This window comes from Pseudomonas sp. NPDC089395 (genome assembly GCF_044749525.1).
Classification (GTDB): domain Bacteria; phylum Pseudomonadota; class Gammaproteobacteria; order Pseudomonadales; family Pseudomonadaceae; genus Aquipseudomonas.
Genome location: NZ_JBIVID010000001.1, coordinates 149,220 through 165,672 on the forward strand (window position 1 = coordinate 149,220; position 16,453 = coordinate 165,672).

A 16,453-nucleotide genomic window follows, 5' to 3' on the forward strand; every position below is an offset into this window, starting at 1 on the left:
TCCTTTGGTAAGAATGCGTCTAGCGCAGGCCTAAGCGCTTGGCCAGGCGGCTCAGATTGGCACGGTCCAGGCCCAGCTCGCGGGCGGCGGCGGCCCAGTTGTCCTGATGGCGCTGCAGGCAGGCGTCGATCACCTGGCGCTGGTAGGCGTCGATGGCGTCGCGCAGGCCACCCTCGGGCAGCGAAGGCGCAGGCAGCAGGGCAGGAGAGGGCGCCGCCGCCGTGCCGGGGGCGGCGCGCAGGTCGAGGTCGCTGGCGTCAAGGGTGAGAATGCGAGGGCGCTCTGGATGTTGGCCCATAGCCTTGAGCGACGAGCGGCCGATCAGATGTTCCAGCTCACGCACATTGCCGGGCCAATCATAAGCCAGCAGCGCGGCTTGGGCTTCGCTGCTCAGGCGCAGGCTGTTGAGGCCCAGGCGCGATCGGTTCTGTTCGAGGAAGTAACCGGCCAATAGCAACACGTCGCGGCCACGCTCGCGTAGAGGTGGCACCTGCAGCGGGTAGACGCTCAAGCGGTGATAGAAGTCGGCGCGGTAATTGCCGTTGCGTACCTCCGCCGCCAGGTCGCGGTTGGTGGCGGCGATCAGGCGCACATCGACCCGGTGATCGCGGTCCGAACCCAGGCGCTGCAGTTGCCCGCTCTGCAGCACCCGCAGCAGCTTGGCCTGCACGGCCAGCGACAGCTCGCCGACTTCGTCGAGAAACAGCGTGCCGCCATTGGCCAGCTCGAACTTGCCCCGGCGCTCGCCATGGGCTCCGGTGAAGGCGCCACGCACATGGCCGAACAACTCGCTCTCCACCAGGGTATCGGGCAGGGCGGCGCAGTTGAGACTGACCAGCGGCTTGTCGGCGCGGCTGCTGGCCTGGTGCAGGGCTTGCGCCACCAGTTCCTTGCCCACGCCAGTTTCGCCCGTGATCAGCACGGTCAGGTCGCTGCCGCCGACCAGGCGGATTTCTTCCACCAGTTGTTTATGGGCCTTGCTCTGGCCGATCAGCTCCCGGTCCTGGCCGCTGGCCTGGCGGTAGATCTCTGCGCGGTGGTGTTCGTCTTCGGCGCGCAGGGCCAGGTGTTCGATGCGTTCGGCCACGGTCACGGTGGCGGCCGCGAGGCTGGCGAAGGCCTGCAGGGCGTCCAGCTCCAGGCTCTGGAACTGCCCGGGGGTGAGGGCGTCGAGGGTCACCAGGCCCCAGGGCCGTTCATCGACCATCAGCGGGCAACCCATGCAGTCGTGCACTTCCAGGGCGGCGTCGTGGGCGTTGACCAGGCCATCGTAGGGGTCGGGCAGCTCGGAGTCGCTGGCAAAGCGGGTGGGTTCGGCGCGGCTGAGGAGGATCTGAAAGCGAGGATGTTCGCTGACCTTGAAGCGCCGCCCCAGGGTGTCGGCGCTAAGGCCATCGACGGCCAAGGGCACCAGCCATTCGCCGTCCAGGCGCAACAGCGCGGCGGCGTCGCATGGCAGCAGGCCACGCATGGCCTGGAGCAGGCGCCGGTAGCGTTCCTGGTCCGGCAGGTCGCGGGAAAGGTCGCTGACCAGAGGGAGCAGGGCGGTGAGCAAGGGCTTTGCGGTCATAAAGACTCCTATTGGTCGTTATGACTATACGCCGGGGTAGGTCGTTTTGACATGATCGGCGTCAATCCCCTGATTTTGCTGGCGCCAAAAGTTGGCACGATTGCTGTAATGGTCAAAGCAACCTATTCAAGCCCCGTGCTCAGGAGTCGTTGCAAATGCTCAATGCCGAACAACGTGCAATCATCAAAGCTACCGTGCCCCTGCTGGAAACCGGCGGCGAAGCGCTGACCACCCACTTCTACAAGATGATGCTCAGCGAGTACCCCGAAGTGCGCCCTCTGTTCAACCAGGCCCACCAGGCCAGCGGCGATCAGCCGCGTGCCTTGGCCAATGGTGTACTGATGTACGCGCGCCACATCGACCAACTGGAGCAGCTGGGCGGCCTGGTTGGCCAGATCATCAACAAGCATGTGGCCTTGCAGATTCTGCCGGAGCATTACCCGATCGTCGGTAGCTGCCTGCTGCGCGCCATCGAGGAAGTGCTGGGCAAGGAAATCGCCACCCCTGAGGTGATCGCTGCCTGGGGCGCTGCCTACGGCCAGCTGGCCGACATTCTGATCGGCGCCGAAGAAGGCTTGTATAAACAGAAGGAAGAGGCCGCGGGTGGCTGGCGCGGCACCCGCGAGTTCCAACTGGTACGCCGTGAACAGGAAAGCAGCGAAATCGTCTCCTTCTATTTCGCTCCGGTCGACGGCAAGCCGGTGCTCAAGGCCGAGCCAGGCCAGTACATCGGCTTGCAGCTGTTCATCGACGGTGCCGAGCAGCGTCGCAACTATTCGTTGTCGGCCCTGTGCGATGGCCAGCAGTACCGCATCAGCGTCAAGCGCGAAGCGGGTGGCAAGGTTTCCAACTACCTGCATGACCAGCTGGTGGTCGGCGAAACCCTGCAACTGTTCCCGCCGTCCGGCGACTTCACCCTGGCTGCCAGCGACAAGCCGCTGGTGCTGATCAGCGGCGGCGTGGGTATCACGCCCACCCTTGCCATGCTCGAGTCTGCGCTCAAGACCCAGCGTGCGGTGCATTTCATTCACTGCGCGCGCAATGGCGCGGTGCATGCCTTCCGTGACGTGATCGACGGGTTGGCCGAGCGCCATCCGCAACTCAAGCGTTTCTATTGCTATGCCGAGGACGATGGTTCGCGTGATGCCAATGCCGTTGGCCTGCTGAGCCAGGAACTGCTGGCCGAGTGGTTGCCGCGCGAGCGTGATGTGGATGCCTATTTCCTTGGGCCCAAGGGCTTCATGGCGGTGATCAAGCGTCACCTGAAGGGGCTGGGCGTGCCGGAAGGGCAGAGCCGTTACGAGTTCTTCGGGCCGGCGGCTGCCTTGGAGTGATGTTGGCAGGGGCCGCTTTGCGGCCCTTTCGCGACACAAGGCCGCTCCTACAGGACTGCGCGATCCCTGTAGGAGCGGCCTTGTGTCGCGAAAGGGCTGCGCAGCAGCCCCATCCTCTTCTTCTCTATATATAAGGAAGCATCAGCCGCAACGGCCATCGTTCACCTTTAATCCTCCTTTAATCACTGTATCCTTCACTCCCGGGTGTCGAGGGGCTTGCCCCTGCGCGGCACCTGATCTGCCGCTTTTCACCGGCCGACGTTGAACCGACGTTGCCGCAGCCGGTCTGAAGCCATCTCCGGATAGTCCTGCGCAGTGCTGTCTCGCGCTTCCTCGACACGCTACAAGGCCCTGCCTGCGTGTAGACTTGCGCCAGGCAGGCACATGACGCTGCCCTCTATCCATCGAAGGAACCGGCAATGAACGAACTGACACTGCGCCTGAATCGGGAACGGCGCTTTCTGGTGCTGCTGGGGCTGATCTGTCTGTCCCTGATCGGCGGCGCGTTGTACATGCAGGTCGTGCTGGGCGAAGCGCCTTGCCCACTGTGCATCCTGCAGCGCTATGCACTGCTGTTCATCGCGATCTTCGCGTTCATTGCCGCGGCGATGCCTGGACGGCGCAGCCTGACCTTCTTCGAGTGCCTTGTCGTACTCAGCGCGATTGGCGGAATCGTTGCGGCCGGCAACCATGTGTATATACTCGCCAACCCCATGGTCAGCTGCGGTATCGACACCCTCCAGCCGATCGTCGACGGCTTGCCCCTGGCCAAGCTCTGGCCATTGGCGTTTCAGGTAGACGGCTTCTGCAGCACGCCATACCCGCCGATCCTCGGCCTGTCGCTGGCGCAATGGGCACTGGTGGCATTCGTGCTCACGGCCATCCTGGTTCCGCTCGGCATCTACCGCAATCGGCGCCATCGTTAGACATTAGTCCCGAATTCAGTGAGGTCTTTTGCACCCACAGAGAAGAGGGAAAATTCCTCTCCCGCTTGATCCAGATCAATCACAAACCCTTGCCGCATGCGGCTTTGAGGTCTATCAAGCGGGGTGCGACAAACTGTCGCGAAGTTGAATTTCGGGTGCCTATTGTTACGGATTCTGTAAAAGACTGTTGCTCAATAAGTCATAGTCAAGGGTTGGCGACCTCACTACAATCGCCCCCAATTTCCGTTCGGCACTGCTTGCGAGTCGCAGGATTGAAGGAAGCCCAGCGCTTTCTTTTGCTGACTTCGTCAAGTTTCGCCCAGCGGCGATACCGAGCGGACACCCCTCCGCGTTTTCCCGCACCAAATGGATTTGGTCTGAAGTACAGGCCTTTTGCCTACGAAACCATAAGCACCGCTAACCCGCTTGAGCCAAGGTCCTGCAGTCGGACCCCAGGCAGGAGCGAGTACGGGCGTGAATTGCCTCACTTGGCAGGACGAAGTGCTGGCTACCAAAACACAAATTGCATTGAAGCAAGCTGATCTAGAGGTCGTGAGATGAGTAAAAAGCGTTACCCCAGACTGTTTGGCATATTGCCCTTTTTAGGCATGCTTTTACTCAGTGGGTGCAACTGGACCCTGCTCGACCCGAAAGGTCAGGTCGGCATTGAGCAAAAGAACCTCATCCTCATCGCTACCGGCCTGATGCTGCTGGTGGTGATCCCGGTCATCATCATGACCGTGGCGTTCGCCTGGAAGTACCGTGCTTCCAACAAGGCGGCCACCTACACCCCCGACTGGTCGCACTCGACCAAGATCGAGGCTGCGGTGTGGATCATCCCGATCATCATCATCATCGCCCTGGGTTATGTCACCTACCACTCCACCCACAAGCTGGACCCATACCGTCCACTGGATTCGGACGTGAAGCCGATTCAGATCGACGTGGTCGCACTGGACTGGAAGTGGCTGTTCATCTACCCGGAGCAGGGCATCGCGACGGTCAACAAGATCAACTTCCCGGCTAACACCCCGGTCAATTTCCGCGTCACTTCCGACGCCGTGATGAACTCGTTCTTCATCCCGGGCCTGGGTGGCCAGATCTACGCCATGGCCGGCATGACCACCAAGCTGCACCTGATCGCCAACGAAAACGGCGAGTTCGACGGTATCAGCGCCAACTACAGCGGCGCTGGCTTCACCGGCATGAAATTCAAGGCTACTGCAACTTCCCAGGAAGACTTCGACAAGTGGGTCGCCGAGGTCAAGCAGTCGCCGTTGAAACTGGGCGAGGCAGAGTACGAAGCTCTGGCCAAACCTAGCGAATACAACCCAGTCGCGCTGTACAGCGAGGCACCAGCAGAGCTGTTCCAGTCGATCGTTGACAAGTACGAAGGCATGAACCGCGGCAAGCCGGTCCACGAAGAAGCAGGCAGCAAAGATCTGGCCACTACCAAGGGTGTGGAATCGAGTATGCAACCAGCTGCCGGGGCAGAGGAGTAAGAGATGTTCGGTAAATTAAGCCTGGAGGCGATACCCTATCACGAGCCGATAGTCATGGTGACGCTTGCCATGATCGCGCTCGGCGGTATCGCTGTCGTCGGTCTAATCACCTATTTCCGCAAGTGGACCTACTTGTGGACCGAGTGGCTGACCACGGTCGACCACAAGAAAATCGGGGTGATGTACATCATCGTCGCGATGATCATGCTGCTGCGCGGCTTCGCCGACGCCATCATGATGCGTACACAGCTGGCTGCTGCTACCGGCGGCTCCGAAGGCTACCTGCCGCCTGAACACTATGACCAGATCTTCACCGCCCACGGTGTGATCATGATCATCTTCATGGCGATGCCGTTCTTCACCGGCCTGATGAACCTGGCGGTTCCTCTGCAGATCGGTGCACGTGACGTTGCCTTCCCGTTCCTGAACTCCCTGAGCTTCTACCTGCTGCTGGCAGGCGTGCTGCTGGTCAACATCTCGCTGGGCGTTGGTGAATTCGCCAAGACCGGCTGGGTTGCCTATCCGCCGCTCGCGGGCATTCAGTACAGCCCTGGGGTGGGTGTCGACTACTACATCTGGGCGCTACAGCTCTCAGGCTTGGGTACGACGCTTACCGGTGTGAACTTCCTCGTCACCGTGATGAAGATGCGCGCACCTGGCATGAAACTGATGGACATGCCGATCTTCACCTGGACCTGCACCTGGGCCAACGTTCTGATCGTCGCTTCGTTCCCGATCCTGACCGCCGCACTTGCTCTGCTGACTGTTGACCGTTATCTGGACTTCCACATTTTCACCAACGAGCTTGGTGGGAACCCGATGATGTACGTCAACCTGTTCTGGGCGTGGGGTCACCCTGAGGTTTACATCCTGATCCTGCCGGCCTTCGGCGTGTTCTCGGAAGTGACTTCGACCTTCTCCGGCAAGCGTCTGTTTGGCCACCACTCGATGATCTACGCATCGGGCGCAATCGCCATCCTGGGCTTCGCTGTATGGCTGCACCACTTCTTCACCATGGGTGCCGGCGCCAGCGTCAACACCTTCTTCGGCCTGGCGACGATGCTGATCTCCATTCCGACTGGTGTGAAGCTGTTCAACTGGCTGTTCACCATGTACCAGGGCCGTGTGCGCTTCACCGCACCGATGCTGTGGACCCTGGGCTTCATGATCACCTTCTCCATCGGTGGCATGACCGGCGTTCTGCTGGCTGTTCCAGGTGCTGACTTCGTGCTGCACAACAGCCTGTTCGTTATCGCTCACTTCCACAACGTGATCATCGGTGGTGCGGTGTTCGGCTACATCGCCGGCTTCGCCTTCTGGTTCCCGAAAGCCTTCGGTTTCACCCTGAACGAGAAGTGGGGCAAAGCTGCCTTCTGGTTCTGGATCTCGGGCTTCTACGTTGCGTTCATGCCGCTGTACGCCCTGGGCTTCATGGGCATGACCCGTCGTCTGAACCACTCCGACAACCCACTGTGGGAACCCTACCTGTACGTTGCCGTCGTCGGCGCCGTGCTGATCCTGTTCGGTATCGCTTGCCAGCTGATCCAGCTCTACGTTTCGGTCCGCGACCGCAACCAGAACCTGGACGTGACCGGCGACCCATGGGGCGGTCGTACTCTGGAATGGTCGACTTCGTCGCCACCTCCGTTCTACAACTTCGCCCACATGCCTGAGCAGGTTGGCCTGGATGCCTGGCACGAAACCAAGCAAACCGGCAACGCCTACAAGCCAGCGAAGAAGTTCGACGCGATCCACATGCCGAGCAACACCTCCACCGGTTTGTTCATGGGCCTGTTCCTGACCGTCTTCGGCTTTGCCTTCATCTGGCACATCTGGTGGCTGGTTGGCGCAAGCCTGGTTGCAACCATCGCTGTCTTCGTTCGCCACGCTGCGCGTGACGACCAGGGCTACATGGTTCCGGCCGAAGAAGTGGCGCGCATCGAAGGCGAGCGCATGAAAGCGCTGGCCAAAGCAGGTGCTCTGCCTGCCGGCGCACGTGTCGAATCGTTTGAGCGGGTGTAATCAATGTCCAGTCAAGTAATGCACGGCGCTGCTCATGGTCACGACCATGGGCATGACGACCACCACCACGACTCGGGCCAGATGACCGTACTCGGTTTCTGGCTGTACCTGATGACCGACTGCATCCTGTTTGCGTCGCTCTTCGCCACCTACGCGGTGCTGTCCGGCAGTTTTGCCGGCGGCCCGTCGGGTCACGACATCTTCCAGCTCGACTTCGTGCTGGTTGAAACCGCGTTCCTGCTGCTGTCCTCGATCACCTTCGGCTTCGCCATGCTGAAGATGTTCGACGGCAAGAAAGCAGGCGTGCTGGGCTGGTTGGCAGTGACCTTCCTGTTCGGTGCAGGCTTCATCGCGATGGAAATCTATGAGTTCCATCACCTGATCGCCGAGGGCTTCGGTCCTCAGCGCAGTGGCTTCCTGTCGGGCTTCTTCGCCCTGGTAGGCACCCACGGTCTGCACGTGACCGCCGGCCTGATCTGGATGGCAATCATGATGTACCAGATCAACAAGCACGGCATCACGCCGACCGCCAAGACCCGCATGAGCTGCCTGAGCCTGTTCTGGCACTTCCTGGACGTGGTCTGGATCTGCGTATTCACCGTCGTTTACCTGCTGGGGGTTCTGTAATGGCTAACGCACACGACACTCATCACGAAGGTAATCACGGTAGCGTCAAGTCCTACATGGTCGGCTTCGTACTGTCGATCATCCTGACTGCGATCCCGTTCGGCCTGGTGATGTTCCCAAGCCTGCCGAAGAACCTGACCGTCCTGGTCGTGGTGGCCATGGCCGTCATCCAGGTGGTAGTGCACCTCGTGTACTTCCTGCACATGGACCGCTCGAAAGAGCAGCGTTCCAACGTGTCGACGTTCCTGTTCACCGCCATGGTAATTGCACTGCTGGTCGGCCTGTCGCTGTGGATCATGTTCAGCATCCACTTCGAAATGTTGGCCAAGTGAGGTAAGACTGCATGTCCGTTAAGCACTTTATCCAAATCACCAAACCGGGGATCATTTTCGGTAACGTGCTTTCCGTGGCAGGCGGTTTCTTCCTTGCCTCGAAGGGCCATGTGGACTTCGCCTTGTTCCTGGCGGTGGTGATCGGTACTTCGCTGGTGGTCGCGTCCGGATGCGTGTTCAACAACTGCATCGACCGTGACATCGACCACAAGATGGAGCGCACCAAGAACCGCGTCATGGTGCAGGGTGGCATGTCGCTGCCCCTCGCGCTGATCTACGCCACCCTGCTCGGGGTGGCGGGTTTCAGCCTGCTGTATGTCCAGGCCAACCCACTGTCGGCGTTCTGCGCAGCTGTAGGCTTCATCGTCTACGTCGGTTTCTACAGCCTCTGGCTGAAGCGCAAATCGGTGCACGGCACCTTGGTCGGCAGCCTGTCCGGTGCCATGCCTCCGGTGATCGGCTACTGCGCCGTGAGCAACAGCTTCGACCTGGCTGCGGTAACCCTGCTGGTGATGTTCAGCCTGTGGCAGATGCCGCACAGCTTTGCCATCGCGATCTTCCGCTTCAAGGATTACAGCGCTGCCAACATTCCGGTCCTGCCGGTGGCGCGCGGCATCCTCGCGGCGAAGAAGCAGATCGTGCTGTACGTGCTGGCCTTCGTGCTCGCGACCCTGATGCTCACCCTCGGCGGTTACGCCGGCCTCGGCTACCTGGCCGTGGCAGCAGCCATGGGCCTGTACTGGCTGTACATGGCTTGGGGTGGCTACAAGGCCGAGGACGACAGCAAGTGGGCGCGCAAGGTATTTGGCTTCTCCATCCTCACTGTCACTGCGCTTAGCGTGATGATGTCGGTGGACAGCCAGACTGCCGCGGACGTGCTGATGACGTACGCGCGCTGATACAGTCGCCTGTTACACGAAAACCCCGGCCTTGGTGCCGGGGTTTTTTTATGCCTGCTGCGGCCCTATCGCCGGCTTGCCGGCGATGAGGCCAGTGTAGCTACTGAAAATCTGAAATATTCAAAACATCAGTTTGAAAAGATCTAACAAAACAGGTGATTGTCCTTTACATTTGGCATCTAGCGGCATTATCTTCTGATTCGGCCGCCGCAGCGGCCAACGTCGCTCGGACGGTTCCGGGCGCTTACGTCTCCAGAGGAAGCCATGGCCAACCCAGGTTCGCCGCGCCGCTTTGCGCGCATTGATCGTCTCCCGCCCTACGTCTTCAACATCACCGCCGAACTCAAGATGGCAGCTCGTCGCCGTGGCGAGGACATCATCGACTTGAGCATGGGCAACCCCGATGGCGCCACGCCACCGCACATCGTCGAGAAGCTGGTGCAAGTCGCCCAGCGGGATGACACCCACGGTTACTCTACGTCTCGCGGTATCCCACGCCTGCGCCGTGCCATCTCCAACTGGTACAAGGAGCGCTACGACGTCGCCATCGACCCGGAAAGCGAAGCCATCGTCACCATCGGCTCCAAAGAGGGCCTGGCGCACCTGATGCTTGGCACCCTCGACCATGGCGACACCGTGCTGGTGCCCAACCCGAGCTACCCGATCCACATCTACGGCGCGGTCATCGCCGGTGCTCAGGTGCGTTCGGTGCCGCTGGTGCCGGGCGTGGACTTCTTCAACGAGCTTGAGCGCGCGATCCGCGAGTCGATCCCCAAGCCGAAGATGATGATCCTTGGCTTCCCGTCCAACCCCACCGCCCAGTGCGTCGAGCTGGACTTCTTCGAGCGTGTGGTGGCTCTGGCAAAGCAATACGATGTGCTGGTGGTGCATGACCTGGCCTATGCCGATATCGTCTACGACGGCTGGAAGGCACCGTCGATCATGCAGGTGCCGGGCGCCAAGGACATTGCGGTGGAGTTCTTCACCCTGTCCAAGAGCTACAACATGGCAGGCTGGCGGATCGGCTTCATGGTCGGCAATCCCGAGCTGGTGAGTGCCCTGGCGCGGATCAAGAGCTACCACGACTACGGCACGTTCACCCCGCTGCAGGTTGCGGCAATTGCTGCGCTTGAAGGGGACCAGCAATGCGTGCGTGACATCGCCGAGCAATACCGCCAGCGCCGCAACCTGCTGGTCAAGGGCCTGCACGAGCTGGGCTGGATGGTCGAGAACCCCAAGGCTTCGATGTACGTCTGGGCCAAGATCCCGGAGCAATATGCCCATCTCGGGTCGCTGGAGTTTTCCAAGAAGCTGCTGGCCGAGGCCAAGGTTTGCGTTTCACCGGGGATCGGTTTCGGTGACTACGGCGACGACCATGTGCGCTTTGCGCTGATCGAGAACCAGGACCGCATTCGCCAGGCCATTCGTGGCATACGGCAGATGTTCCGAGCCGATGGCCTGATCCGCAAGTAGGCATCAGGCGCTTGGCCAAAAAGCCGCGAGCAGGTTCAGCCTCTCGCGGCTTTTTTCTGGTGACCGGCAAGTTTTCCGGCTGCTCGCGAGTGAGAACAATCAATAGCTTTGCGCACTTCATTCGATAGACGAGGTGTGCAAATGAGTGTTTTCACGGCTTATTTCTGCGGTACCGGGTCCCATCGGTTCGATGATTCGAACCCCAATTTCTGGAACGGCGAGTTGGTATCGACGTTGGCCAGCAATGACCAAAGCCGCGAGTTCGCGCACTGGATTGCGGTCGACGGCCCCGGCAGTGGCAACCAGCAGGATGACAATCTGTTCGTCGAACCCGGCAGCTATTTCAACTGGTCAGGCACGTTGTTCGGGCGAGGTTGGGAAGAGAACGTCTCCCATGCGCTGCAAGTCATCAAGGGCAAGAGCGACTGGCAGCGCACCGAACTCTCCGAAGACGAATACGAGAAGTTGAAGGCAGCCGGTGTGCCCATTCCCGAAGCCACTTCCACAAGCTCCTGGTTCTGGCGTACCTACAGCTATGGCCAGCGCCAACCAACCCCGCAGGCGCTTCAGGAGCAGATCATTGCCCAATTCCGCAAGCCGGTCATTCCAACCCAGGTCAACCTGGTAGGCTGGAGCCGTGGTGGTATCAGTTGCCATATGCTTGCCAATGCGATGGCGGCAGATCCTCAACTCAAGCATGTTCCCGTCAACATTTTCGCCATCGACCCGGTACCCGGGGTCGGCAATTTGCAATCGCATCGAATCAAATTGGCTGGCAATGTCAAAGAGTACGTCGGGTTCTTCTCGCGTGATGAACGGCCCAAAGGCTTCGCCTGCGTCATCCCCTCCGCTCAAAGCAGCACACGCATGTGCATATACCCGATGCCAGGGCGCCATGCCACGCTGGTGGGCAATGCTTCGCTCGATGGCGCCGGCGGTGGCAAGGTACTAGTCGAACCGGGGCTCATCGTGCGGCATTTTGCAGAAGTCTGCCTGACGCGCTGGGGTGTGGAACTGGACAAATGTCTGGGGCTTAGTGATAGCCAACTGAACGATCATCTCACCGCCATCGGTGCTGATGACAACACGTATCAGGCGATGCGCAGCCAGTCCTACACCGTGATCACTGAGGGCAACAAGGACGATCGCTTTGTTCACCATGGCCAAACCCAGACCCATTTCAGCGGGGTGCGTGGCGATCATTTCGTGCCGAGCGACGGCCTCAGCCAGCTGTGTCGGGATGCCGACAGTTTCAAGGCCCTGCGCTGACTCTCACAGGCGGCCATCGCTGAGGTGGTCGCTTTTTCAGCGGTGGCACAATGCGCTGCTGCAGCCGTCGGATCAGTGGCCATGTTTTTTTGCATCAGCCCCTTCTCAGCAGCACCGGCTTCGATTACAAATGGCGCCGCGGGCCTCGCCCCCATAACAACAACCTTCCCTCCGTGCCATCATGTCCGAATATAACCCTTGCCTTGACTGCGGCGCCTGCTGCGGGTACTTCCGTGTGTCCTTCTTCTGGGGCGAATGCCAGTCTGCCGGCGGCCTCGTGCCTGACGACCTGGTGGTGCAGATCAACCCGACCCGGGTCGCGATGATCGGCACCGATGCCAAACCTTGCCGCTGCGTGAGCCTTCAGGGCGAGATCGGCAAAGAGGTGGCTTGCACCATCTACGCCAACCGTTCCAGCCCATGCCGCGAGTTCGACGCGTCGTGGGAGGGTGGGGTGCATAACTCCAGCTGTGACGATGCGCGGGCGGCCTATGGGCTGCCGCCGCTGACACCGCCGGGGGCCAACGAGCCGCATTGGCCGGATGATGGGGCCGAGGTGGCCTGATCGTGCATCGATAGTCTGTTCGGGCCCTATCGCCGGCTTGCCGGCGATGGCGATAAGGCTGCAAAGCAGCCCCGGGATGCTCGAACCGGGCACAAGACGTTAGACTGTCCGTTCCCCAGCAATGGACAGGAGATCCGGCGTGACCCCACCCCGCAGTTTCCCCAGCGACCTGTGTCTCGACAGCCCGCGCCTTCAGCTACGGCCCATGCGCCATGCCGATGCCGCGCAATGGCTGGCGATCATGGCCGACCCCGAGGTCATGCGCTATTGGCATCATGCGCCCTGGCAGAACCTGGCCGAGGCCGAAAGCGCCCTCGCTGCCGACCGTGAGGCCTATGCCAATGGTGACCAGCTCAAGCTGGGCATGTACCGCCGCGACAATGGCGAACTGATCGGTATGGTTCAGCTGTTCAACATCGACGATGTCTCGCGCCGTGGCGAGATTGGCTATTGCTTGGCCAGTGCGGTGCAGGGCAGGGGCTATATGGACGAAGCGCTGACCTGTTTCATCGACTACCTCGCCCACACCCTGCACATGCGCCGCCTGGAAGGCGAGATCGACCCGCGTAACCAGGGTTCGGCGCGTACCCTCGAACGCCAGGGCTTTGTCCTCGAAGGCACCTTGCGCGCGCGCTGGTGCGTGGCGGGCGAGCTGTCCGATTCCGGCATCTACGGCTTGCTGCTCGAGCCGCCTGTGGCATGACGGCTTTCTACCTGACCTGCAGCCTTGCCCTTTACCTGCTTGCCCTGTGCTTCGACGGCGCGCTGATGAGCGCTGGCAGGCACATGCCAGCCTTGCAGATGTTGCTGTATGGGCCATGGGGTGTGCCGTTCGGGCTGTTTCAATGGTTTGCCAACCCGCTGCTGGCCGTGGCCATCCTTGCCCATCGGCGTTATCGCCGATTGGCATTGGTGGCCGGATTGGGTGCGTTGTACCTGGCGGCCAGCAGCTTCGGCATCGAACGGCTGCCGGATAACATCAGCTATGCGTTCCAGGAGCGTACCGGCTTCGGTGCAGGTTTCTACCTGTGGTTGGCGTCTATTGCCGTGTTCTGTGCAGGGCAGGCCTGGCATTGCTGGAAGGCGCACAGCAGTGCCGACATGCCGGGCTGGCATTGGCTTGATGTGACGTTGATTGCAGCGCTGGCGCTCACCCTGTATGCCGCCACGCAGATGCCGTCGCTGCGCTTCGAGCCGGGCAAGGTGCTGATGCCGCCGGAACAGTTGCAGGCATTTTGAGGGATTGCGATGAACAAGCAGTATCTGATGGGGATGGCCCTGGCCGGTTGCATGCCGCTGGCGATGGCTGGCGACAACTCGCCGGTGTACACCCAGTGCATGGACAAGGCGTCCAGCACGGTAGCCATGAGCAGTTGCATCCAGGTCGAGACCAAGCTGCAGGATGAGCGCCTGAACCGCGTCTACAAGCAGTTGATGGGCAGATTGGATGCCGGGCAGCAGAAGCGCTTGCGCGAAGTGCAGCGGCAATGGATTGGCTATCGTGACGCCAACTGCAGATTTCATGTGCAGGCCAGTGGCGGCACCCTGGCTCAGCTTGAAGGTGGGATGTGTGTGCTGGACATGACCCGGGAGCGGGCGGCGGAGCTGGAGCGGGTGCTCAGCCCGGGGCAGTGATGTGTTCTGCGCGCCCCAATCGCCGGCAAGCCGGCTCCCACATGTACCTGTGGGAGCCGGCTTGCCGGCGATTGGGGCGCGCAGCGGCCCTCAGCGTTTACGGGCCTTGAGATACTCGCGCACTTCCACGGCATCCCCCGCAAACTCGATACGATCAGCCTTGGCCTCGCGCTGGTAGGCATACATCGGGTCGTAATATTCCTTCAGCAACCCCTCGATCCAGCCCCGGTGCAAGTCCACCGCACCGCTACGCGCTTGCTCTTCCAGTGCCTGGCCCAGGATCTCGTGCAAGCGCTGGAAGCGCTCTCCGCCCAAACGCTTGTGGATATTGGCCATGCTCTGCAGCAAGCGCTCGGCGAACAGCCGGCGACCATCTTCCTCGCCATGCAGCGCGACGAACTCGGCGCAGAGGTTGATCACATAATCGCGCAGAATACGTTCCACACGGTTTTCGAAGCTGTCTTCCAGCCACACCATCGGGTACTGCTGCATGCCCTGGTACAGCGCCAGTGGCACCGTGCAACTGCCGACGATACGGCCCTCGTCCTCCAGCACGAACTGATCGATGCCGCGGGCGCGCTTTTTCAGCACATCAATCGCCAGCTTGTTCTCGAAGTCGATCTGCGCCGGCTGCGCGGTAGCGCGCTTGCCGAAGCTGGAGCCACGGTGGTTGGCGTGGCCTTCGAGGTCGAGCACATTGTTCAGCTGGTGCAGCACATCGGTCTTGCCGGTGCCGGTAAGGCCGCCAACCAGCACGAAATCGCACTGCTCGACAGCGTGCTGGGTGGTCTCCAGCAGGAAGGTACGCAGGGCCTTGTAGCCACCCTTGATCCGGGGGTAGGCGATGCCGGCCTCATCGCGCAGCCATTGCTGGACGATCAGCGAACGCAGGCCGCCACGGAAGCAGTACAAGTAACCATCGGGGTGCGCCTTGGCGAAGCTGGCCCAGGCATGCAGACGCTCTCGCTTGATAGCGCCGCTGACCAGTTGATGGCCGAGGGTGATGGCGGCGGCCTGGCCTTGCTGCTTGTAGCAGGTGCCGACCTTCTGCCGCTCCTGGTCGGTCATCAGCGGCAGGTTGACGGCGCCTGGGAAGGCGCCCTTGGCGAATTCGATGGGCGCGCGCATGTCCATCATGGGCGTGTCATTGAGGAACAGCTGGCGGAAGTCGGTGCAGTCGGGGCGCATCAGTTCACCTCGACTGCGTGGCTCTGTCGCTCGACCAGCTTGCCGATGGGCGACAGTTGCAGGCCCATTTCGGCTGCCAGCGCAAGGAATTCGGCTTCGCCTTCAGGGCTGACGGCTACCAGTAGACCCCCGCTGGTCTGCGGGTCGCACAGCAAGTGCTTCTGCTCGTCGCTCAGCGGGCCGAGCTTGTGCCCGTAGCTGTCGAAGTTGCGCAGGGTGCCACCCGGGATGCAGCCTTCGGCCAGGTAATGCTCGACGCTGGGCAGGCGTGGCACGGCGGCGTAGTCCAGGTGCGCGGTCAGGCCGCTGCCCTCGGCCAGTTCGACCAGGTGGCCGAGCAGGCCGAAACCGGTCACGTCGGTCATCGCCTTGACGCCGTCGAGCTTGCCGAAACGGCTGCCCGGGGTATTGAGGGTGCACATCCAGTCACGTGCCAGGCCTTGGTCCTGTTCACGCAGCTTGGCCTTTTTCTCGGCGGTGGTAAGGATGCCGATGCCCAGTGGCTTGGTCAGGTACAGACGGCAGCCGACGGTGGCGGTGTCGTTGCGCTTGAGGTGGCGTTTGCTGACCACGCCGGTCACCGCCAGGCCGAAGATCGGCTCGGGCGCGTCGATGGAGTGGCCGCCGGCCAAGGGAATGCCGGCCTCGGCGCAGACCGCGCGGCCGCCGCGGATCACCTCGCGGGCAACTTCCGGTGGCAGTACGTTGACCGGCCAGCCAAGGATGGCGATGGCCATCAGCGGGTCACCCCCCATGGCGTAGATGTCGCTGATGGCGTTGGTCGCGGCGATACGACCGAAGTCATACGGGTCGTCGACGATGGGCATGAAGAAATCGGTGGTGGAGACCACGCCACGCTCGTCATCCAGGGCGTAGACGGCGGCGTCATCACGCGAGGCATTGCCGACCCAGAGTTTCGGGTCCAGGGCCTGGGCGCCGCTTTCGGCCAGGATTACATCCAGCACCTTGGGGGAAATCTTGCATCCACAGCCGGCACCGTGGCTGTACTGGGTCAGGCGAATCGGCTCGCTCATACGCACCTCAAGATCAAATTGTTGCGCGATTGTAGCAAAGCTGGTCTTTGCGCCTGTGGCTCTTATACTTCCCACGG

16 protein-coding genes are annotated in these 16,453 nt (G+C 61.3%); 13 read left to right on the forward strand and 3 right to left on the reverse strand.

Annotated elements, in window-relative coordinates:
* Nucleotides 1-19: 19 nt before the first annotated feature.
* Nucleotides 20-1,570 carry a nitric oxide reductase transcriptional regulator NorR gene (gene norR, locus ACIPZG_RS00665; RefSeq protein WP_400709199.1) on the reverse strand — a complete coding sequence of 517 codons (1,551 nt, stop codon included), beginning with the start codon at nt 1,568-1,570 and terminating at the stop codon, nt 20-22.
* Between the two features lie 155 nt (nt 1,571-1,725).
* Between norR and hmpA the strand changes: the two genes are divergently transcribed.
* The 13 genes from hmpA to ACIPZG_RS00730 all read left to right on the forward strand — a co-directional run bounded on the left by hmpA (nt 1,726) and on the right by ACIPZG_RS00730 (nt 14,154).
* Nucleotides 1,726-2,904 (forward strand): NO-inducible flavohemoprotein, encoded by a 1,179-nt coding sequence (gene hmpA / locus ACIPZG_RS00670; protein ID WP_400709202.1) that lies wholly within the window; start codon nt 1,726-1,728, stop codon nt 2,902-2,904.
* Between the two features lie 419 nt (nt 2,905-3,323).
* Entirely contained in the window at nt 3,324-3,830 is a 507-nt protein-coding gene (locus tag ACIPZG_RS00675; protein ID WP_400709205.1) for a disulfide bond formation protein B, read from the forward strand.
* A 557-nt stretch (nt 3,831-4,387) separates the two neighbouring features.
* Nucleotides 4,388-5,332 carry a ubiquinol oxidase subunit II gene (gene cyoA, locus ACIPZG_RS00680; protein ID WP_008093820.1) on the forward strand — a complete coding sequence of 315 codons (945 nt, stop codon included), beginning with the start codon at nt 4,388-4,390 and terminating at the stop codon, nt 5,330-5,332.
* A 3-nt stretch (nt 5,333-5,335) separates the two neighbouring features.
* Nucleotides 5,336-7,354: a cytochrome o ubiquinol oxidase subunit I gene (gene cyoB, locus ACIPZG_RS00685; protein ID WP_008093822.1), complete on the forward strand. Its 2,019-nt coding sequence runs from the start codon at nt 5,336-5,338 to the stop codon at nt 7,352-7,354.
* A 3-nt stretch (nt 7,355-7,357) separates the two neighbouring features.
* Nucleotides 7,358-7,981, forward strand: coding sequence for a cytochrome o ubiquinol oxidase subunit III (gene cyoC / locus ACIPZG_RS00690; protein WP_008093824.1), 624 nt, complete (start codon nt 7,358-7,360; stop codon nt 7,979-7,981).
* The gene (cyoD, locus tag ACIPZG_RS00695) at nt 7,981-8,313 is read left to right on the forward strand and encodes a cytochrome o ubiquinol oxidase subunit IV (RefSeq protein WP_008093827.1); all 333 of its coding nucleotides are present in this window, start codon (nt 7,981-7,983) and stop codon (nt 8,311-8,313) included. The genes cyoC and cyoD overlap by 1 nt, the downstream gene beginning before the upstream one ends.
* 11 nt (nt 8,314-8,324) lie before the next feature.
* Complete coding sequence (gene cyoE / locus ACIPZG_RS00700; protein WP_008093829.1) at nt 8,325-9,212, forward strand: heme o synthase; 888 nt, start codon at nt 8,325-8,327, stop codon at nt 9,210-9,212.
* A gap of 264 nt (nt 9,213-9,476) precedes the next feature.
* Entirely contained in the window at nt 9,477-10,685 is a 1,209-nt protein-coding gene (gene alaC / locus ACIPZG_RS00705) for an alanine transaminase (protein ID WP_008093832.1), read from the forward strand.
* Nucleotides 10,686-10,826: 141 nt separating this feature from the next.
* A complete protein-coding gene (locus tag ACIPZG_RS00710) occupies nt 10,827-11,954 on the forward strand; it encodes a hypothetical protein (protein WP_400709211.1) in 1,128 nt (375 codons plus the stop codon).
* A gap of 181 nt (nt 11,955-12,135) precedes the next feature.
* Complete coding sequence (locus ACIPZG_RS00715) at nt 12,136-12,519, forward strand: YkgJ family cysteine cluster protein (RefSeq protein WP_400709214.1); 384 nt, start codon at nt 12,136-12,138, stop codon at nt 12,517-12,519.
* Nucleotides 12,520-12,658: 139 nt separating this feature from the next.
* Nucleotides 12,659-13,222 (forward strand): GNAT family N-acetyltransferase, encoded by a 564-nt coding sequence (locus tag ACIPZG_RS00720; RefSeq protein ID WP_008093840.1) that lies wholly within the window; start codon nt 12,659-12,661, stop codon nt 13,220-13,222.
* Nucleotides 13,219-13,758, forward strand: coding sequence for a hypothetical protein (locus tag ACIPZG_RS00725; RefSeq protein ID WP_400709217.1), 540 nt, complete (start codon nt 13,219-13,221; stop codon nt 13,756-13,758). Before ACIPZG_RS00720 ends, ACIPZG_RS00725 begins: the two co-directional genes overlap by 4 nt.
* A gap of 9 nt (nt 13,759-13,767) precedes the next feature.
* Nucleotides 13,768-14,154 carry a lysozyme inhibitor LprI family protein gene (locus tag ACIPZG_RS00730; RefSeq protein WP_400709220.1) on the forward strand — a complete coding sequence of 129 codons (387 nt, stop codon included), beginning with the start codon at nt 13,768-13,770 and terminating at the stop codon, nt 14,152-14,154.
* Nucleotides 14,155-14,244: 90 nt separating this feature from the next.
* Here ACIPZG_RS00730 and mnmH read toward each other — a convergent pair whose 3' ends face one another.
* Nucleotides 14,245-15,342, reverse strand: coding sequence for a tRNA 2-selenouridine(34) synthase MnmH (mnmH, locus tag ACIPZG_RS00735; protein ID WP_400709223.1), 1,098 nt, complete (start codon nt 15,340-15,342; stop codon nt 14,245-14,247).
* Nucleotides 15,342-16,376, reverse strand: coding sequence for a selenide, water dikinase SelD (gene selD / locus ACIPZG_RS00740; protein WP_400709226.1), 1,035 nt, complete (start codon nt 16,374-16,376; stop codon nt 15,342-15,344). Before selD ends, mnmH begins: the two co-directional genes overlap by 1 nt.
* Nucleotides 16,377-16,453: the final 77 nt, after the last annotated feature.